This is a genomic window from Nocardia sp. NPDC101769, assembly GCF_044766925.1.
Lineage (GTDB): Bacteria > Actinomycetota > Actinomycetes > Mycobacteriales > Mycobacteriaceae > Nocardia.
The window spans coordinates 1-19,191 of record NZ_JBIWMX010000017.1 but is presented as its reverse complement, the minus strand read 5'-3'; the positions used below and the strand labels follow the sequence as shown (position 1 = coordinate 19,191).

Sequence of the window (19,191 nt, the reverse complement as noted above, 5' to 3'; positions counted from 1 at the left end):
ACTATGAATAACGCCCACCCCACCCTGGTTTTCATCCCCTGCTTCTCCGGCGCCCCCTGGAGCGCTGATCAGCTGGCCCCTTACGGCGACCTTCCGGTGCGCACTCTGCGCCTGCCCGAAGGTGTCTCCGACATGGAGGCCTACGCCGATCATGTCGCCGCTACAGTGGCCGACCTGGACGACTACGTGCTCGTCGGCGACTCCTTCGGCGCGAATGTCGCCCTCGCACTGGCCGTGCGACAACCCGCGGGTCTACGGGCGCTGGTGGTGTCCGGCGGCTTCGCCGCCAACCCGGTCTCGGGCCCGTTCAGCGTGCTGGCCCGCGTCATGGGCAAGCTGCGTGGAGCGCTGTATCGGCAGCTGGTGCTGCGCATCCACGCGCACCGGCTGGCTTCGCCGTTCGACGGCGAAGGCCAAGTCCCCTGGACCGAGGTCGACAGCCGAAAGCTGTTCCTGGACAACACCCCCGCTGCCTCCTACGGTGCGCGGATGGTCGCGGCGTTCGACGCCGACTATGTCGCCGCCCTGCCCCGCATACAGGTACCCACCCTGATCCTCACCCCCGAGCACGACAAGCTCATCGGGGAGGACGCCGCCACGATCATTCGGGAGGGCATCCCCGATTCCCGCGAAATGGTGTTGCCGCGCACCGGCCACATGTTCCGGTTCTCCCACCCCGCCACCTACGCTGGCGTGGTGCAGACCTTCCTAGCCGAGAACATCACCGCCACGAAGCCGGGCGATGCGGCGCGCTGAACATCTTCGCTTCGCAATCCTGGCCGCCCAGCGCGAAGGCAACAGGGCGCTCGCCCAAGCACTCAAGCCGCTCGGCGTCACCCCATCACAAGCCGAGGTGCTGCGCCTGCTGCAACAACGAGGGCCCTTGTCGCTCAACGGAATCGGACAGTTACTGGTTTGCGAGAGCGGCAACAGCCCCAGCAGGCTCATCGATCGCCTGGTCGGCCTCGGCCTGCTCGATCGCCGCACCGCCCCCGAGGACCGCCGCCATGTGGAAATCAGCCTCACCCCCGAGGGTAACCAGGTCGCCACCGCGGTCGCCGAAGTCGAACAAAACCTCTACACCATGATCGACGCAGTCGCCGAAGGCCACGACACCGACGCCCTACTGGGCTTCATTCACAGCTTCGTCGACCAACTGCCCTCCGGCCAAGCACTGGCCCGACGCCTCGACGACGAAGGACAACCACCCCGCACGTCCAATTCGTAGGCAGCGCACACCTATCGCTCATCGGCAGAAGAGTTCGGCAGCGTGGTGAGGTTGCGCCGGCACCCGGAACATCCACTCCTTTGTGGTCTTCCTGCGGACGCGTCCGGAAACCGAGCATTGGCTCATCAGTGGAACCCACTCGAACCGCCGCATCGGCAACACAGTCTCGCCCGGTTCTGATGCGAACGTGTCGCGGTTTCGATGCGAATCCGATTCGCATCAGCCGACCAGCAAGATCGAAATCGACTGGTATCAGGCAAATTCGACGCCACCAGGTGCCATGTCATCTGATGCGGGCGTGTCCATGGCCAACGCCCGAATTGAGGTTCTCGACGCTTCCAGCACCACGGTCTCCCCTCGGGTAGCCACCTGGTCTCGCTGCGCGTGTTATCGGCTGGCCGCAATCAGTGTGCGAAGTGCGTTCTTCAGCTGTCGGGCGTCCAGTTCGCTGAGCGGGGCCAGGAATCGCCGCTCGCAGTCGTCGATGAGCCGCGCACCGCCCCGCAATATGTCGCGCCCTTCATCGGTGAGGCTGACAGCGTTTTTGCGGCGGTCACCCGGCTGGGGGTGACGGGTGACCCAACCCTTCGTTTGCAGCTGGTCGACCAGCGCGACCATGGTCGTGCGGTCGACTCCGAGCAGCTCTGCCACTTCCCTTTGGGAGCACCCGTACTGCTCATCCATACAGTTCAGCGCCGCCCACTGTTGCGGGCTGATCCCGGTCGGCTCGAGCTCGGCCGACGTCAGCTGCAGGAATAACAGCTGTGCGTGTTTCAGCAGATATCCCAACCGGGGAGGCGCATCACCATCGCGCGGTCGCACCGGCGGAGTGACAAGTCACATGAACACACACCATGTCGTGCCGACGTTCCTGATGCTCGTTGTGGTGTGAAAGGTGTATCCATGTCCAAGTCGATCGTGGTCTTCGGTGCCGGTCCGGGACTCGGCCGAGCCGTCGCTCGCCGCTATGCACAAAGCGGCTACGACGTGGTGCTCGTCGCCCGGAGCCGGCCACCTCTGGAGTCGTTCGCCCAGGAGCTGACCGCCGCTGGCGCGACCGCACATGTTGTTACCGCTGACCTGGCCGACACCGATGCCATTCCCGCATTGGCCGCACAGATCCGCGCCGTGGTCGGCGACCCGGATGCGTTCTACTACGGCGCCGCGGCCAACGGGTTCATTCCGGTGCTCGACCTGACGCCTCAGCGGGTGCAAGACCTCATGACGCTCGGCGTGTATTCACTGCTCGCCCTCGTACGGGAGTTCCTGCCGCACATGATCGAGCAGGGCTCGGGCGCGATCCTGAGCGCACAGGGAGCCAGTGCCCTGCAGGGCAATCCGCACATCGCCGGTGGGCTCGCCCTTGCCGCTCAACGCAACTACCTTCAGGCTTTGCACGCCGAGGTGGCCGAAAAAGGTGTCTATGTCGGCGGTCTCTTTATCGGTGCCGCTATCGAGAACACTCCGTTCCACGCCCGGATGGAGGCGGCCAAGGCTGCGGGCGAGCCGGTGCCGCCGATGCCCACCGCCGACCCGAACCTGCTCGCCGACCTGCTCTGGGACATGCACAACACCAATGGTGATGCGGTAGGGCAATACCCCGCATAGGCATCCTCGACCGACATCCGCTCTTGCCGCATAGGCGACCCGGCAATGCTGATGGACAGTGCCTCGACTTCGCTAACGCCTCGAGATTGACCGGAACGTCCGCTCGTGCCGCAGAGTGCGCGGTTTGAAACGGCCACCGCGAGGTCTTGAAGATCGACAACCCGGGGGCCGGCCGTCGAGATTCAGGTCGATGAAACGGCGTCGTGATTCACCGATGAAGCACACCTCGGCCCGACTGCGTACCGAGACGGAAAAATCCGGTACCGAAGTACCGGATCGATCCGAGAATCTGCAGGCAGACGAGGGCTAGTTGAGACCGGCGTAGCTGTGCAAACCACTCACCACGATGTTGATGATGGAAAGCGTTCTCGCAGTTTGCATGTTGGAGCTGATCACGACCAATGCAGCTACCTGCAGCTTCCGCGTTGGTGGTGATGGCGCACCGATAGATGTTCGAAGACCTGCTGCGTACCCTCTGCGTACGATCCGACGATCTTGATTCCCGACCGTCCGATTGATACCTATGCATCAATCCATGACGGGTCATACAAGGCAGTTCGGCCCGAACCTGCGACCTCTTCGTCCCGAACCACCAAACGGTCCGGCTTGTCCGGTATTGGCGGCTGTGGACGGCGTTGCGACTCAAGCTCTACCAGCGATTTTCGGTGTTGGTGATGTTGATCCATGGGGGCGGAGCTTGCTGGTGTTGCGGACGCGCTGCGGACCGCGGCCGCCCCGAACAGCGCGATCAGCGGAGATCTCGTGTGGCCGGTGTCCGCGCCTATGCTTGTTGAGGGGTTTCTGTTGCCGGTGCAGGTACCCGAATCGTGGGCTGGATATTGCTGGTCGGGTGTCGGTTTGAGGGTGTTCCCGGAAGGGAGGGGTCCTCAGCGATGGGTGCTTCGTTGGAGCCTGGGGGCGTGTTCGCTGGTTATCGGATCGTGCGTCGGCTGGGTGCGGGTGGTATGGGCACGGTGTATCTGGCTGAGCATCCGAATCTGCCGCGGCTGGTCGCTTTGAAGCTGCTCAACCGTGCTCTGACCGATGACGAGGATGTGCGTGCCCGGTTCCTGCGCGAGGCTGATACCGCTGCCCGGCTGGATCATCGGAATATCGTCGCCGTCTACGACCGCGGTGACGAGGGTGGTCAGTTGTGGATCGCGATGCAGTATGTCGATGGCAGCGATGTGGCCGGGTTGTTGCGGGATGGGGCGCTGCCGGTCGGGCGGGCGGTGTGGATCGTCACCGAGACCGCGGCTGCGCTCGATTACGCCCATGGGCATGGGGTGTTGCATCGTGATGTGAAGCCGGCCAACATCTTGTTGACCGACGCGTCGCGTGGTGAACCCGAGCGGGTGTTGCTCGCGGACTTCGGTATCGCCAAGGCTCTCGATGAAACCGGCGGTTTTACTCGCAGCGGGATGCTCCTGGCGAGTCTGCAGTACGCCGCGCCCGAACAATTCGATATCGGCGTGGCGGTCGATCACCGTGTCGATGTGTACGCCCTGGGTGCGACTCTGTATCGGATGCTGACCGGTGCTCTGCCGTATCCGGGGAGCACCCCCGCGCAGCTGATGTACGGGCATGTGAGCCTGCCGGTCCCCAAGCCCAGCAGGCACGGCGAAGTGCGTGTGCCCGAGGGTTTCGATGTCATCGTCGAACGCGCGCTGGCCAAGGACCGTGAATGCCGGTACTCCAGTTGTGGTGAGCTGGCCGCTGCCGCCAACGACGCGCTGGCGGCGTCATCGACGGAGCTCACCGCAACCGTCTCATCGTCGCCCGCACCGCCGAAATCCGAGATGGTGCCGGAAGGCATCCCGGCCGTCGGAGGCACCGAGCATGCGCACACGACGGAGCCGGCGGTGGTGGCGGGGGCTCCGGTCCGAAAGCGCCGCGTCCGCCGCCGGTTGCTTGCGGTTGCCGCGGTGGCGGTCGCGATCATCGCTGTGGTCCTGATGTGGCCGAAACCGTCACCGCACGGCTCGCCGGCCTTCACTGTCAGCCCGGTGGCCGTCGGGAAGGGCCCGGCGGGCGTCGCGGTCGATCCCATGACACACAACGCGTATGTCGCGAGTTCTTCCAGCGGTACCGTTTCCGTTCTCGACGGCACCACTGTCACCGCCACTATCGAAAACGTTCCGGGCGCGCTGGGTGTGGCGGTTGACCCGCAAACCCGCACCGTGTACGCGACCGACTATGCCGATGCCGGCAAGGTTTTCATGATCGACGCGAACACCAACACCGTCACCGCGACCATCGCCGTCGGGGCCAATCCTTACGATCTGGCGGTAGACCCCCGCACCCATTTGGTGTATGTCGCCAACGCCACCGTCGATCCGCTCGCGGAGGGCCAGACCAGTGTGCGAACTGGGTCGAAGCCGGGTTCGGTGTCGGTGATCGATCCCCGCGTCCGCGCCGTGACCGCCACCGTCGGGGTGGGCATCCGGCCGATGGCGGTCGCGGTCGACGCCGATCACCCGCGGCTCTACGTCGGCAACGCCGTCGACAACTCCGTGTCGGTGATAGACCTGTCGACCAACACCGTGGCCGCGACCGTCGGGGTGGGCCAGGGGACATATGGCCTCGCGCTCGACCATCGCTCCGGCACCCTCTACGTCGCGAACAACGTGGGTAACTCGGTATCGACCATCGACACCCACACGAACCGGGTCACCGGCATCATCCCCGTCCACCGCCCGAGCGTGATTGCCCTCGACCAGGATCGCCGCATCCTCTACGTCGGGGTGCTGCTGGCGATCGGCGACCCGCCCACGCTCGACCTGACGCCGATGGCGATCGACGCCGACACCCACAAGGTCACCCCAATCCCCGGGTCCGGCCGGGCTATAGATGGGGTCGCGGTGGACCCCGGCACCGGTGCCGCCTACTTCGTCGACTACCTCGACAATACGGTCTACGTGGTCAGACACTGACCGATTACCTTGCGGCCACGGAACACCCGCGATGAGGTCCCGAACGACCATCCCCACCAAGATCGAACTAGTCTGAGCGTATGGCCGCTATCACAACGGCAAGTACCCGCAGATCGCAGAGGAGATCGGCCTGACTGCCGAGCGGGCTGCGCGCACGGGCTGGTCGGTGACCATGCCGCCGGACGACACCGCAAGCCAATACCGGCGCGAGATCGGCATCCTGGCCAAAGCGATCGTGGCCCACCGCCTGCCGGAACCAGCTGCCGAGGATGCCGACGCGACTGCTGAGGCCGCCGAGGACAGCGACGGCGCGGTGCCGGGGCAGAAGTCGGCCGATCGCAACGGCAGCCCGCTCACCTGCCGGCGTGAGCCGCCGCGCCGGATCCGCGCGCACAAGAAGATCATTGCCGCCGGGCCGATCCTGTGCGGTCTATACGGACAGCCGTTCACCCAATAGGCCAGCCAGGCAACCGAACTCGTCCATGCTGTCCACTTTCTCCGTTGTGGTTCTCTCACTGTTCCCGCGTAAGAGGTGATCCCTTCGTTGTGGTCCTCCTCGATACGCGCCCCACTGCACCGTGACGCTCGCTCGCAAACCCTCCTCCTTGTGGTCTGCTCCCAACGCAACTGACATGCCAACGCAACATCCGCACCCAACCGCCCCCTTTGTGGTCCCCCTTGTGGTCCCTCTTTGAAACTCTCACTCTCCCAATCGCAATCGCTACGAGCCTCTATCAGCGATGATGCCGCTTCTCGTTTCGCGCGACGGTCGCCTGGCGGCGGACCACAACGGGAAGGTGGTCGCCTGATGTCTGCGAACGCGCGTTGGTCGGAGTCGAGACCACAACGCGGGGAACGAGTTCCGAACGCTCGGTTGTGCGAGCTGATGCAGGAACTCGGCGTTAGTAACAAGGGTTTGGCGCATCGTATGCGTGAGGCGAGCCAGCGCGACGGCGGTAAGCCGATCGCCACGTCGCACACCACTATCGCCAGGTACAGGGCGGGGGAGAACGAGCCCAGGCCCAGGGCCTTGGAACTGATGTTGTCGGTGCTGTCGCGCAAGGCGGGTCGCCGGATCGCTGCCGAGCAGATCGGTTACGTCGATCCTGAGCAGCCGTCGCAGCGGCCGAACGTGTAGGAACGGTTCGCCGAGAAGCACGCGGCCGAGCAGTACGAAAGGCTCCTCGCCAATTGCGGGTTCGGCGCGAATTCCACTGCGCCGCAAACGGATCAGCGTGAGGTTCGCCGCCGGGCGGCCGATGCGCCGACGGTGGAGACCAGTGCGCGGTTGCGAGCCCTGGTCGAACGTGCTGACCGAAGCGCCACGATCAGAGAGGCGGATCTGCGCGGCGTCGAGACGGCTCGGCAATCGGTTCGGGCCGACGTGGATCGGCGGCGGTCGCGGTGACCGCCGGGGAGCGTTCCCGCAGCATCGATGGCGAGACGGAGTTGAAACGTCTACTGCGGGAAAAGCATTGGAACTCGCATCCGGTGTTCCGGCGGGAGTACGACAAGGCCGCCAAGAAGGTTGATCGGAACCTGGTCGGGCTGGCTCCTGGCAAGGCGCAGTTCTACAACTGGCTCGCTGGCAATTTGAAGGGGCTGCCGCACGCCGATCACTGCGCGGTCCTGGAAGCGATGCTTCCCGATCACACCGCGGAGGAACTGTTCGCGCCCGCTGCTCTCTCGCATGGCGTCCAGAAAACTGGACAGAACCTGCCTGTCGCGCCGCAACGCCCGGTATCAGGTGAGTCGCATGACTCACGTGTTCCAAATGGAACACCTGATACTGCGGGTGTTCGAGACCGGACTCTTCGGGCACTTCGGGTCGCGGCTCTCGTACGTGATTCAAATGAATCACCTGACTCGGTGGTCCGTTCCGGGGCGACTCGGTCGCAGCAGGAAAAGACTGCGGCGATCGATGATCGGCTGCGATCGCTCATGAGCTGGATCAGTGACACCGCCCCGATCAAGGAACGCGACATCCACCGTGACAACGTTCGCGGCCCTTCGGTGGAAGCGCCGACGCGCCCGACGGTAGATCGGAGGCGGTCACGGTGACAGATGAAGCAATCATCCTGGGCCTGCGCTCGGACGGGCGAGGCTACCGCGACATCGCCAACACGCTGGGGATCACCGCCCGGCAGGTCGAAAACGTCCTGGGCGAAATCGGCACTTTGCGGGCGGCCGGTCTCGGCCACAGCGAGATCGGACGCCGCGTCGGCCTGGCCCGCAGCACCGTGCAAGATCTGCTGCGGAAAGACCGGTCTCCGCGATCGACGATGCGGAAGTCGGCGGCGGTGACCGCGCTCGCAGAGCAGGGCGGCATGCAGCTCGATGTCCTGGGCTGGTTCTTGAACTTGGACAAGAACCACACCTATGTGCTGGTCAAGGAACTCCGCCAGGAGAAGATCGTCCGCGATCTGGAGAAGATCAAAGCAGGCGACAAGTGGGTGCTGCTGCGCAAGGGTGTCGACTCCCGGATTCTGGGGTTCCCAGTACGGGAGTTCCGGCCCTCGGTGAAGCAAGCCGAACACCACCGCGCGGTCGCCCAGGCCCGGATCATGCTCGTCGGCGACGACCTCGAACGCTGGATTCCCGAACGCGTCCTGTGGCATCGCGCCGATGTCGCCGCCCAGGAATCCAAGTCCAAGTACAAGGAATTCAGCACCGGCCGCAACCCGCGCGGCGGGGTGACCCACATCCATGACGGCCGGTTCCTCGGCGATGTGGACGGCCTGTACGGCTGGTGGGCCCTCGAAGTCGAACTCACCCAGAAGTCCTCTCCGGCACTGGATATCGCCCTGCAAGGCGCGCTGCGGGCCGCCCGCAACGCCACCCCGGAGAAGGTCGTCGGCCTGCTGTACCTGTGCCGCACGGCCCGCGTCCTCGACGGCCTCCAGGCCGCCATGGAACGCCTACCGGCCGAACTGAGCAACCGCAAGGAACTGGCCCTGGCCTTCGGCGACTTCGACGACGAATGGGGCGACTTCCTCGCCCGCCGCGCGGCGAAACGCAAGCGCCGCACCAAAACTCGCACTTCCAAGGATGCATCATGATCAACACCGAAACCCTCAAACACCGCGAGGTACGCGCCGTGGTCGGCCTGGCCGAAATGCGCGCCATGCAACTCGATGTCCGCGGCGACTACCTCGCCCTCGGTCGCACCCAGACCTACGACCTGGCCCGCAAGTTGCTCGACGCCGATCTGATCTACCCGCTGATCGAGGTGCAGGCGGGCGCGAAATGGGTGGTCCCCAAACCTCGTACATCCGCGTGGGCGCTGGGCTGGAGAGCCTCCGATTGGCGGCCCTCGCCGATGTGGGCCGAGCATTACCGGGCGGTTGCCCAAACCCGTGTCGCATTGGATGCGTGCGCGTCGCATCAGTGGATGTCCGAGCGCATCATGCGACACGAGGCACCCGGACGTGGCCCTTATCCCTACGACGGGCGGTTGATGCGGCCGGACTGGCAGTGCGTAGCGGTCAAAGTCGATACCACCCGGTATCTGACACCGGAGGAATTCTCGCACCGCCTACACGCGATGCGCGACCAAGCGCGACGCGACCAGTGCGCAGAAGTCCTGTACGTGTGCGGCGGCTACGTCCGCCCCGACACTGCTGTCGCCATCGCGCGACGGGTCTTGCGCTACGAGTCTGACCTGGACTTCGTGGCGATGGACCTGGATTCACTGATCGCGAAGCACCGCGGACCGAAGCGCTCCGGCAAGGGCGTCGTCTTCCCACTGCGACACCGTGCGACAGGTGGTGCGCACTGATGCGACAGCACCGCGACACCCAGCGCGACACGCGTCGCACCGATAGTGCGCACCACGACAGCCTGCGCACCGCCCGCGACAGTTCCTCCGCACCGCGCGACACCCTGCGCACCACCTGCGACACCACCGCCCAGACCACCACTCCCCGAGGACATTCCATGAACGACGACCGCTACCTCCAGGCAAAAGACTGCGAGGAACTCACCGGTATCCCCGCGTCCACGTGGCGGTACTGGGCACACATCGGTTCCGGCCCCGTGAGTTTCAAGCTCGGCCGCCGCCGAGTGTGGCGCAAGAGCGTGATCCTGGCCTGGATCGCCGAACAGGAATCGGCTACCGGCGGGGTGGCGTAGTCCCATGACAGCACGACGGAACCGCCGCGCCGGGGTCGAAGACCTCTGGTACAAGACTGTTCGCGATGAGGACGGCGAGACGCGGCGCGTTCCGTCCAAGCTGTACGGCAAGGGCAAGAGGTGGCGCGCCCGCTACGTCGATGACGCGGGCCACGAGCACTCGAAGCGGTTTACCCAGGAAGACCGACGCACAGCGCTGGCTGGACACGCAGCTGGCCGCCCTAGTGCAGGGCATCCATATCGCGCCGCGCGACGCACAGATCACTGTCGGGCAGTGGTGCGACCAGTGGCTAAAGGGCTACGCCCAGCACCGGAACAACACGGTCAAGCTGGCCAAATGGCACGTCATGAAAATCAAGGCGGAGTTCGGGGAGCTAAAGCTGGCCGCTGTCCGGCCGTCGGCAGTGAAGGCGTGGACCGCCAAGCTGAAGGCCGAACCGCTGGCCGACAGCTACGTTTACTCGCTGCATTCTCGGCTGTCGCAGATCCTCGGCGACGCCGTGCATGACAACCTGCTGGCGCGGAATCCCTGCTCCCGCAAGACGTCCCCCAGTGCGGGGCAGCAGAAGGTCTACGTAGCGACTACCGAGCAGGTTTGGGCGCTGCACGCCGCGATGCCCGAGCACCTTCGGGTCGCGGTGCTGCTCGGCGCATTCGTCGGTCTCCGGATCTCGGAAGCCGCGGGCCTCTGGGTCGAGGACGTCGACCTCGACGACGGCGTGGTGTACCCGCAACGGCAATGGCCGGACCGACCGCTCAAGACCAAGGCAAGCGATACTCCGGTGCCCATCCCGCAGGAGCTTGCCGACATGCTGAAGACATCTATCGAGGAACGGTCGGGTCGGAACGTCGTCTGTGATGAGCTGGGCAAAGCCGCGTCCCCCTGGACGATCGGCTGGGAGTTCCGGGAAGCCCGGAACGAGATTCCCGGACTGCCGGCCGGATTCAGCTTCCAGGATCTGCGCCACTACTACGCGTCACTGCTGATCCGCCAGGGCTCAGACATCAAGACCGTGCAGACCCGAGTCCGCCACGGCAGCGCTGTCACCACGTTGCGGTACTACGCGCACCTGTGGCCGGACGCCGACGAGACCACTCGGATGGCAGTCGGGAACGTTCTTAGGGAGCACCTCGGGACGGATAACTGATCGACTAGCGACACGCTCAATGCGGCAATAGCGCGCACTTGAGTTCACTAGAGTCAGGCGGGACCACCCCGAGCATTTTGACCACTCTTTCCATCGGAGGCCTGCCGGATTTCGCCCGCGATGGGTTTACCAGCGTTGATTGTCTTGACCGTTGCACGGGTACGTGACGACCGGTGCCGGATCAGGGTTCGCCCCCTGAATATCGAGGCAAAAGTTGTTCAGATAACTACGGATCTCCGTGCCATTCCTGTACCAGGCTTGGTTGAGCTGACCGTTACACGGGTACGAGACGACCGGTGCCGGATCAGGGTTCGCCCCCTGAATATCGAGACAGAAACCGTTCATTCCACTACGGATCTGCTGGCCGTCCCAATACCAGGTTTGATTGGACTGACCGTTACACGGGTACGAGACGACCGGTGCCGGATCAGGGTTCGCCCCCTGAATATCGAGACAGAACCCATTCATTCCACTGCGGATCTGCAAGCTGTCAGCTGACGCCGTAGACGCTACGGCCAATGCGGCAATAGCCATCAGCAATAGAATGACAGATTTACGAATGCCTTTCAGCACGTTCTATTCCCCCTTCAGTTGCAGCCCCACTGGCGGCAACTCTGGATGGAGGCTAACACAGTCACCCGGTGCCATCTCGGCATTTTCTCCAAGCCCGAAACTTTGACGAAAGGCCCTGCTACGGTGAGCTTTCCGCCCTTCGGAGGCAGCTGGCGGAGCGGTGGATGGGTCTATTAGAAGAGTTCCATGGTGATGATCCTGGGCTACGCGACAGTCTGTATCAAATGCAGGCCGCCAATGCCGACTCCCGCGCGTCACCAGCTCTAACGCTCGCTCATCGGCATGATGGTGCGTCCGACCGTCCGGACCGACGTCTCCACTTGATCCCCACGCCCCGCGCCGGCGGGTTCGGTCAGCACGGGAAGCGGCACTCGAGTGCAGTCGCATAGCCCAAACCAGCAGTTTGCGATTGGGTCGGGGGGGTCTATACGGCATGTCATGTTTCGGATGGCTGCGCTGTTGTGGGAGGCGTCGTCGTCGAAGAACTGTGTCAGTGTCTGGTAGTGGTAGCGCAGGTAGTCGAGGGCTTCGACACCGTTTCCAGATGGTCTGTGGGTAGATTCCGCAACTGGTCATGAGCGCGGGGTCGTAGACGCTTTGCACGGGGTTGCCCTCAGTTGGGCGGCAGTGTCGGTGACCTGTTCGGCCGGCCATGCGTACAGCCCCAGCGAAGTGCCGGGTTTGTCGTCGTGAATTGGGTGGTCCGGGCTGAGCAGGTCGATAGGCAGTGCGTTCGATCGGCGATCGTTTTCGAACGGTTGCCGCGTCCGACTGTTGTCGAGCATCGTGCGAACCGTCGATAAGCGAACCCCAAGATTTCGTTAACGCCGTCCTCGCAGAGTGATCTTGTCAGACGACGAAGGGAGAACACAGTGAAGGCACTCGCGAGCACAGCCGTCATCGGCGGAGTCATTGCGGCGGCGGTCATCGGATTGGCCGGGTCGGCGTCCGCGACGGCGACGCCGGTAGTGAACACCTGGTGTCCACACAGCGAGTTGATGCATCCGACGTGGGATGTGAACACCGGGGAACCTGTCATCTGCGTCAACACCGGGATCAGCGGGTACATGTGGGTTCCCGACGCCACCCGCTGATTCCCGGCTACTGCCGCGGATTCACCTGGCGACCTTTCGGGCCATGCCGGTGAGCGAATCTGGCTGTGCCCCAGAGACCGAAGCGTCCAGCCGACGCAATCTGCAGCAGTGGCGGACGCCCGAAAAGCATGTCCGCTGCCAGATTCATCGAGTGGCGAACCGGTAGCTGGGCCGATTTCCCGGGCGGCAAGCCGCTCGGTCATCGGCAATAGCGGATGTTCTGCACCGCACCAGGTTCCGGCCCCCGGCGCCTCGCGCTGGCCGGTTCGATCAGCGCGGTATGCGGCAGAATAGTGCGTTCGATCGTGCACCAGGAACGGTCGATTGGGCACTGTTTGATGGCGAATGCGGTTGCGCTGCAGGCTTTCTAGTAGACCAACTCGTGTTCGGCGGAGTAGCCTCAAGAGCTTGTGACTGGGCTCGATCCAACATATGTCAGCGTCGTTTCAGCCGCGATCTCGCTCGGGGGTGTCAGCGGTCAAGTAATTCCCCCAGGTGAGGGGTAGTTCCGTCATGGAATTCCCCCACCTGGCTGTCACCGAATTCCTCCACCCGGCCGTCACGTAATTCCTCCACCTGGCGGTGTGTCTGCTGTGGGCGTGTCTCGCACACATGTTCGCTTGTCCTCGACGGTTGTTTCGGCGAGGAGAGCGAGGACAGATGGCGAGGAGGAGTTTCTCGGTGTTCGATCTTGTCGAGCTCTACACCCATTGGCAGGCCGGTCGCGGGCAGCGTGAGCTGGCGGCGTCGCTGGGTATCGACCGGAAGACGATCCGGAAATACGTCGCGCCGGCGGTCGCCGCCGGTATCACACCGGGCGTAAGCCCACCGTTGACGGCCGAGGAGTGGGCCGAGCGGGCGGCGGAATGGTTTCCCGGACTGCATGATCCGGGAGCGAGGGCGGTGACATGGCCATTGATCGACCCTCACGCCGAGCGGATCCGGGAGTGGCTGGATCAGAAGGTGACGGTCGCGACGATCGCGCAGCGGTTGCGTGATGACCATGAGGTGGATGTGTCGGAGTCGTCGGTGAGACGTTGGGTGGCAACGCATTTCGCCGATGAGGCTGCCCGCGCGAAGGTGACGGTGCCGCGGCCACCGGTTCCTCCGGGCAGTGAAGCCCAGATCGACTACGGCAAGCTCGGGTCGTGGTTCGACCCGGTCAGCGGGCGGCGAGTGTCGGTGCAGGCGTTCGTGATGGTGCTCTCGTGCTCACGGATGCCGTTCCTGCAGCCAGTGGTATCGATGGATCAAACATCTTGGTGTGCTTCGCATGTCGCGGCATTCGAGTTCTTCGGCGGAGTCCCGACCCGGCTGGTGATCGACAATCTGCGCACCGGTGTCGACAAGCCCGATCTCTACGATCCGAAACTCAACCGCACCTATGCCGAACTCGCCGTCCACTATCAGACGTTGATCGACCCGGCGCGGGTCCGCAAGCCGAAGGACAAGCCACGCGTCGAACGGCAGATGCAGTATGTTCGCGATTCCTTCTGGCGCGGACGGGAATTCACTACGCTGGCGCAGATGCAGGCCGAAGCGGTTCGCTGGTGTCGCGACGTCGCCGGGCTGCGCAACTCCCGCGCCCTGGACGGCGGACAACCGTTGCGGGTGTTCGAAGCCGTCGAACGCGACGCGCTGGCACCGCTACCCCCGGCGCCGTTCGTGTTGTCGGCGTGGTCGACCGGCAGGGTCGGGCTCGACACCCACATCAAGATCGGGAAAGCGTTGTATTCGGTGCCGTGGCGGCTGATCGGGCAGACCCTGCACGCCCGCACCAGCGGCGATATCGTGCAGATCTTCCGCGACCAGCACGTGGTCGCCACCCACGTCCGCCGCCTATCGGGGCGGGCGACGAACACCGAGCACTATCCACCCGAGACGGTCGCGTTCCATCTGCAGGGCCCGACCTGGTGTCGCAAAATCGCCGCCGATGTCGGACCGGCCTGCGAACTGGTCATCGGTGACCTGTTGTCGCCGAACGCGATCCATCATCTGCGCGCCGCCCAGGGCATCCTGCGGCTGCGTGAGAAATACGGTCTCGGCCGTCTGGAGGCGGCCTGCTCACGGGCGATCGAGGTCGGCGACCCGTCCTACCGCACCGTCAAAGGCATCCTCGCCGCCGGAACCGAGACCGACGACCCGTTCGGCACCACCAGCGGTGCTGACATCACCACCGTTCCCGCATTCCTGCGCGGCCCCGACCAGTTCAGCGTCAACTGACGCCGCCGGACCCGGTCTCACATCCGTTCAATTCCTCACTCCAGCAAGGAAACACACTCATGTCCATCAGTGATCCCGCCCTGCGTGAGGTTCTGCGCGCACTGAAACTCACCGGCATGCTCGACACCCTCGACGCGCGCCTGGCCCAGACCCGCGACGGGAAACTCGGGCACCTCGAATTCCTGCAGGTCCTCTGCGAGGACGAGATCGCCCGCCGCGAAACCAACGCACTCGCACGCAGAATCCGGCGCGCGAAGTTCGAAGAACAAGCCACCTTCGAGGACTTCGACTTCGCCGCGAGCCCGAAACTCCCGTCAGCGATGATCCGCGACCTGGCTGCCCTGCGCTGGCTCGATTCGGGCGAGTCGGTCATCCTCTACGGCCCGGTCGGGGTCGGGAAAACCCATGTCGCACAAGCACTCGGACACGCGGTCGCCCGCCGCGGCGGCGATGTCCGCTTCGCCAAAACCAGCCGAGTGCTGGCCGACTTGGCCGGTGGCCACGCGGACCGGTCCTGGGGCAAACGGATTCGTGAATACACCCGCCCGCACGTGTTGATCCTCGACGACTTCGCCATGCGCGAGCACACCGCTTTGCACGCCGACGATCTCTACGAACTGATCAGCGAACGCGCGCTCAGCGGCAAACCACTCATCCTCACCAGCAACCGCGCACCCAAGGACTGGTACGCCCTGTTCCCGAACCCGGTCGTCGCCGAGAGCCTGCTCGACCGGCTCATCAACACCAGCCACCAGGTCCTCATGGACGGACCTTCCTACCGACCCCGCAAACGCCCCGGCCGACCCACCAACTGACCACCACAAACCGGCTCGCTACGCTCGCAACGAGGCCCGCCCACTGGAGGAATTCCCTGACGGCAGCCAGGAGGAATTACCTGACGGTCGACAGGGGTGCGAGCCTGACATGGCGCAACGCGCGTGGCTCGAGGATGCACACTGGCCACGAGCTGGCACGGTCCTTGTACAGCACGCTGGTATCACCTCAGATGATCGAAGCCCGCAACACATTGGAGAAGTATCGGCGTTCTCATCAGCGAACGTACAGTGATACCAAGTTGGTCCTGTCCACCTATTTCGCCGTTCTGTGGTGCTTTGAAGGCATACTGGTGGGCCGCAATAGCCTTGTAGGCCAGACCCGCCCGAATGGCACGGAACCTGCCGTTCGATACCTCGACGATGCGATTCGGTGGCACTTGCGCGAGTGGGCGAAGCGGTGGCCGCAGCTACGCGGGCAAATCGTCGAGTCTGTCAGTGATCTGGACGATCGCCATTCGCTCACAAGTCTTATCGAGCTAGCAACCGCGGTCCTAGGACGCGATTCTGTCGAGGTCAGTGCGATATGCGCTCAACTCAACAATGAATGATGGCGCTCCTACTATGCGCGGCGATCGGCAGTAGCGGACGTTCTGCACCGCACCAGGTTCCGGCCGCCGACGCCCCGCGCTGGCCGGTTCGGTCAGCGCGGGTTGCGGCAAGAGCGGACGTTCGATCGGCTCGGTGTGTCACCGACGGCGAACGAGCACCGGCTGATGGTGGTGGATGCCCGTTCGCGGATCGGTAAGCCGGCCGGCTTGTTCGTTCAGCGCGACTATTCGCGGGTTGCGGGGCCCTCGATCAATCCGTACTCGACAGCGGCGGAGGTGGTGAGTATCCGTTGCTGTTGCAGGTCATCACGGATCTGGTCGGTGTCGCGACCGGTGACTTGCGCCAGTCGAGCGAGCAGTCCGTCGAACATGGCCCGCGCGTGTTCGAGTCGCGGTTCGACACGACTGAGGCTGCCATCCAGGCGCACCGACGGCTCCCGCAACACGAACTGGGCACTTCTATAGCCGTAGCGGTGGTCGCACGCTGCGAGCACTCCCAGCGCTGCACCGCCAAGAGTGCCGCTCACGTAGGCGCTCACCGGCGCCCGAAGGACGTCCAGCACATCGGTGACGGTGCTGGCGTTCGGCAGATCTGCTTCCAGCCCGTACATTTCGAGCCGGATCGGTCGGGCGCTCTCAGCGTCGAGCGTCAGCAACCGCGCGCACAACTCGGTGGCAGCCGCAGCATCCAAGTGCCCGTGCGCGATCAGCGTCCGCCCCAGCAGCGGCGCTTCCGCCGGTCCGCTCGGGTGAGGATCGATCCACACCTGCCTCGCCGGCGGCGGGGCAGGAACAGGCTGCGGTTCCTCACGTGCCGGGTAGAAGTTCGGAAACTCCCGCGGCCAAGGCTGCCACTGAGAAGTAGGTGTGCTCGTCTCGATCCTCAAGGCTGTTCTCCGATCCGATTCGATTCAGCAGTCGTGTTCGTCACTTGCAAGGTGAGACGGCTGCCGACCGCAGCGGCGTACCGCTGCAGCGTCGAGGTCCGCACATCGACGTTCTCGGTCTCCAACCGCGCCACCGCCGACTGCGACGTACCCATACGGGCAGCAACTTCGGTCTGCGACAACCCCGCTGCCCGCCGCCGCTCGGCCAGTTCGGCAATCAACCGCGCACGATCCTGCGTGATCCTGCGCAACGCCATCTCCCGGAACCCGGGCAGCACCGGCAGAGATTCCTCGTCCGGCGACTGGGTCACCTCCTCGCTCATACCTACAACGATATCTCACTTTAGATATAACGCCAGGGCCGAAACGAAGCCCGTCAGCGGCACTCACACGGAGGATCCACTGAAATCCACGATCAGCTGTCACGTCTTCTAGCGCGCTCATTGGCAGTTGCGGACGTTCAGTCGACCTCGGATCAACACGGCCAGTTGATCTTCCGATGCCCCGCATTGTCCGGTTCGGTCAGCGCGGTATGCGGCATGAGAGCTCACTTCGGTCAGCTGAAGTGAGCTGCTGCCGATGCGAAGAACTATCCTGCCCAGAACACCATGATGTCTTTGTTGGCGGCCTTCGCTGCGCGCATCCACTTGATGCGTGATTCGAGATTTTCGCGCACGTCCACACGCAACCTGGACCGCACCGCCGGATCCGAATTTTCCCACCGCTCAAGCTGGTCGGCACACAGCTGCTTGCCCCAACTGCCACCATTGGCGCCGTCTGGTTCGGGCAGGCCATGGCATGACGCGAAGCTGTAGAGCAGATCGATCCTGCCCTCGTCATCCATCCCCAACTTCCCGAAAGCCTTGTCGAGCCTCTCCTGGAAGGTGTGGTGGAAGTCCTCTTCATCGATGTCCTCGCCGAAGTACGCGCAGATTCGCTCGCACGCGTCCAAGTAGGCGTATCCGCAGTCCTCGGTGTAGGGCCCGCCGTTGATGACAGCACGTAACGCGCTCTTGGCATCGAGCGCCACGTCTCCGCACCCACACATGCGCTCGCCGTCCTCCTCGGAATCATTCCAGTGTTCTGTGATCGCCTCGAACAGCGACTCGTCCTTCGAACCGATGGCGGCCTCGACGGTAGCGCGGTCGACCAAGTACACGGTCATGATGGAACTCATGGCGGCATCCTAAAACGACCGGCCGACAAGGCAACTCGGCCCGTTTGGTGTCGGTAACCCATCCGGGCACGGCAGTGACTTCCGCTCATCGGCATGATGGTGCGTTCAGTCGGCCTGGGACCAGTACGGCCAGTTGATCTTCGGAACCACCGCTGGTCGGCCCGAACAGCCCCGCATGCAGGCATGTGAGCACGTTGGTGGAGGTAGTGATGGAGTCACAGGCGCGATGCAGGTATGACGTTGTTCGCTGTGTGGTTACGGGCCATATTCACTACGGGCTATTGGTTGAATCCGAGGACGGCGAGGTCGGATTCGTGGACAGCAGGTACATCACCGACCAGCCGCGCGAACCGTGGCCTGCGGTGGGTCGCTGGTTGTGGTGCGTGGTTCTGGGCTATACGAGCGCTGGGAGGCTTCGAGTGGCAGCGACACCGCTGTACGTCGAAATGGTAGCTTCCGCGGACGATCCCGCCACGGGGGCAGAGGCGTGGGGAATGCTGACCGGTCGAGGTACGCGACGCAACTAGGTTTCCGCCCGCGGTATGTACTTATGGCCAGCGAGCAAGATCCGCTACTCCGTGCAGGCACGCCTGCTTCTGCGTCCCGAGACGCGCGATATTCGGCATGAGCGGGCACAGCCGGCGGCCGTACGGCACTCTGCCCGTTGATCTTCGGTTGCTCCGCGCTGGCCGGTTCGGTCAGCGCGCCATGCGGCATTACAGCGCGTCGGCCCGGTAGCCCGCGGATGCAGATCATCCGACATCGAATTACCGCACGCGACACCAGCGCTGGACGGAGCCGTTGT

The 19,191-nt window shown here is 64.1% G+C and carries 19 protein-coding genes; 14 read left to right on the top strand and 5 right to left on the bottom strand.

Translation table 11 applies throughout. The features are described from left to right. Nucleotides 1-3 precede the first annotated feature (3 nt). Together ACIRRA_RS25080 and ACIRRA_RS25075 are read left to right on the top strand one after the other, a co-directional pair. A complete protein-coding gene (locus ACIRRA_RS25080; RefSeq protein ID WP_402772535.1) occupies nucleotides 4-756 on the top strand; it encodes an alpha/beta fold hydrolase in 753 nt (250 codons plus the stop codon). Beyond that, on the top strand, nucleotides 743-1,228 hold the full coding sequence (locus ACIRRA_RS25075) for a MarR family winged helix-turn-helix transcriptional regulator (RefSeq protein WP_402772532.1): 486 nt from the start codon (nucleotides 743-745) through the stop codon (nucleotides 1,226-1,228). The genes ACIRRA_RS25080 and ACIRRA_RS25075 overlap by 14 nt, the downstream gene beginning before the upstream one ends. A gap of 387 nt (nucleotides 1,229-1,615) precedes the next feature. On the opposite strand, the gene ACIRRA_RS25070 is transcribed toward ACIRRA_RS25075, so the two are convergent. Beyond that, a complete protein-coding gene (locus ACIRRA_RS25070) occupies nucleotides 1,616-2,017 on the bottom strand; it encodes a MarR family winged helix-turn-helix transcriptional regulator (protein ID WP_402772529.1) in 402 nt (133 codons plus the stop codon). A gap of 114 nt (nucleotides 2,018-2,131) precedes the next feature. Between ACIRRA_RS25070 and ACIRRA_RS25065 the strand changes: the two genes are divergently transcribed. The 9 genes from ACIRRA_RS25065 (at nucleotide 2,132) to ACIRRA_RS25025 (ending at nucleotide 11,048) form a co-directional block, all read left to right on the top strand. Continuing rightward, complete coding sequence (locus ACIRRA_RS25065) at nucleotides 2,132-2,836, top strand: SDR family NAD(P)-dependent oxidoreductase (protein WP_402772526.1); 705 nt, start codon at nucleotides 2,132-2,134, stop codon at nucleotides 2,834-2,836. 920 nt (nucleotides 2,837-3,756) lie between these two features. Continuing rightward, complete coding sequence (locus ACIRRA_RS25060; RefSeq protein ID WP_402772523.1) at nucleotides 3,757-5,769, top strand: protein kinase; 2,013 nt, start codon at nucleotides 3,757-3,759, stop codon at nucleotides 5,767-5,769. A gap of 166 nt (nucleotides 5,770-5,935) precedes the next feature. Next, the gene (locus tag ACIRRA_RS25055; protein ID WP_402772520.1) at nucleotides 5,936-6,226 is read left to right on the top strand and encodes a hypothetical protein; all 291 of its coding nucleotides are present in this window, start codon (nucleotides 5,936-5,938) and stop codon (nucleotides 6,224-6,226) included. 429 nt (nucleotides 6,227-6,655) lie between these two features. Further along, nucleotides 6,656-6,907 (top strand): hypothetical protein, encoded by a 252-nt coding sequence (locus tag ACIRRA_RS25050; RefSeq protein ID WP_402772517.1) that lies wholly within the window; start codon nucleotides 6,656-6,658, stop codon nucleotides 6,905-6,907. 266 nt (nucleotides 6,908-7,173) lie between these two features. Next, nucleotides 7,174-7,830, top strand: a complete 657-nt coding sequence (locus ACIRRA_RS25045; RefSeq protein WP_402772514.1) for a hypothetical protein — start codon at nucleotides 7,174-7,176, stop codon at nucleotides 7,828-7,830. Further along, the gene (locus ACIRRA_RS25040; RefSeq protein WP_402772511.1) at nucleotides 7,827-8,828 is read left to right on the top strand and encodes a hypothetical protein; all 1,002 of its coding nucleotides are present in this window, start codon (nucleotides 7,827-7,829) and stop codon (nucleotides 8,826-8,828) included. Before ACIRRA_RS25045 ends, ACIRRA_RS25040 begins: the two co-directional genes overlap by 4 nt. Beyond that, nucleotides 8,825-9,547, top strand: coding sequence for a hypothetical protein (locus ACIRRA_RS25035; protein ID WP_402772508.1), 723 nt, complete (start codon nucleotides 8,825-8,827; stop codon nucleotides 9,545-9,547). Before ACIRRA_RS25040 ends, ACIRRA_RS25035 begins: the two co-directional genes overlap by 4 nt. Then, the gene (locus ACIRRA_RS25030; RefSeq protein ID WP_402772505.1) at nucleotides 9,547-9,900 is read left to right on the top strand and encodes a helix-turn-helix transcriptional regulator; all 354 of its coding nucleotides are present in this window, start codon (nucleotides 9,547-9,549) and stop codon (nucleotides 9,898-9,900) included. The genes ACIRRA_RS25035 and ACIRRA_RS25030 overlap by 1 nt, the downstream gene beginning before the upstream one ends. A gap of 140 nt (nucleotides 9,901-10,040) precedes the next feature. After that, complete coding sequence (locus ACIRRA_RS25025) at nucleotides 10,041-11,048, top strand: tyrosine-type recombinase/integrase (protein ID WP_402772502.1); 1,008 nt, start codon at nucleotides 10,041-10,043, stop codon at nucleotides 11,046-11,048. Nucleotides 11,049-11,174: 126 nt separating this feature from the next. On the opposite strand, the gene ACIRRA_RS25020 is transcribed toward ACIRRA_RS25025, so the two are convergent. After that, nucleotides 11,175-11,621: an RICIN domain-containing protein gene (locus tag ACIRRA_RS25020; protein ID WP_402772499.1), complete on the bottom strand. Its 447-nt coding sequence runs from the start codon at nucleotides 11,619-11,621 to the stop codon at nucleotides 11,175-11,177. Between the two features lie 872 nt (nucleotides 11,622-12,493). Here ACIRRA_RS25020 and ACIRRA_RS25015 point away from each other — a divergent pair. The 3 genes from ACIRRA_RS25015 (at nucleotide 12,494) to istB (ending at nucleotide 15,753) form a co-directional block, all read left to right on the top strand. After that, entirely contained in the window at nucleotides 12,494-12,715 is a 222-nt protein-coding gene (locus ACIRRA_RS25015) for a hypothetical protein (RefSeq protein WP_357008936.1), read from the top strand. A 681-nt stretch (nucleotides 12,716-13,396) separates the two neighbouring features. Then, nucleotides 13,397-14,938 carry an IS21 family transposase gene (gene istA, locus ACIRRA_RS25010; protein ID WP_402772496.1) on the top strand — a complete coding sequence of 514 codons (1,542 nt, stop codon included), beginning with the start codon at nucleotides 13,397-13,399 and terminating at the stop codon, nucleotides 14,936-14,938. A 59-nt stretch (nucleotides 14,939-14,997) separates the two neighbouring features. Then, the gene (gene istB, locus ACIRRA_RS25005) at nucleotides 14,998-15,753 is read left to right on the top strand and encodes an IS21-like element helper ATPase IstB (protein WP_402772493.1); all 756 of its coding nucleotides are present in this window, start codon (nucleotides 14,998-15,000) and stop codon (nucleotides 15,751-15,753) included. Between the two features lie 793 nt (nucleotides 15,754-16,546). Here the strand turns inward: istB and ACIRRA_RS25000 are convergent. From ACIRRA_RS25000 to ACIRRA_RS24990, 3 genes are all read right to left on the bottom strand, one after another. Beyond that, nucleotides 16,547-17,089, bottom strand: a complete 543-nt coding sequence (locus ACIRRA_RS25000; protein ID WP_402772490.1) for an ATP-dependent Clp protease proteolytic subunit — start codon at nucleotides 17,087-17,089, stop codon at nucleotides 16,547-16,549. Nucleotides 17,090-17,205: 116 nt separating this feature from the next. Beyond that, the gene (locus tag ACIRRA_RS24995) at nucleotides 17,206-17,532 is read right to left on the bottom strand and encodes a helix-turn-helix domain-containing protein (RefSeq protein WP_402770913.1); all 327 of its coding nucleotides are present in this window, start codon (nucleotides 17,530-17,532) and stop codon (nucleotides 17,206-17,208) included. A 266-nt stretch (nucleotides 17,533-17,798) separates the two neighbouring features. Then, a complete protein-coding gene (locus ACIRRA_RS24990; RefSeq protein ID WP_402772488.1) occupies nucleotides 17,799-18,386 on the bottom strand; it encodes a hypothetical protein in 588 nt (195 codons plus the stop codon). Between the last annotated feature and the right edge of the window lie 805 nt (nucleotides 18,387-19,191).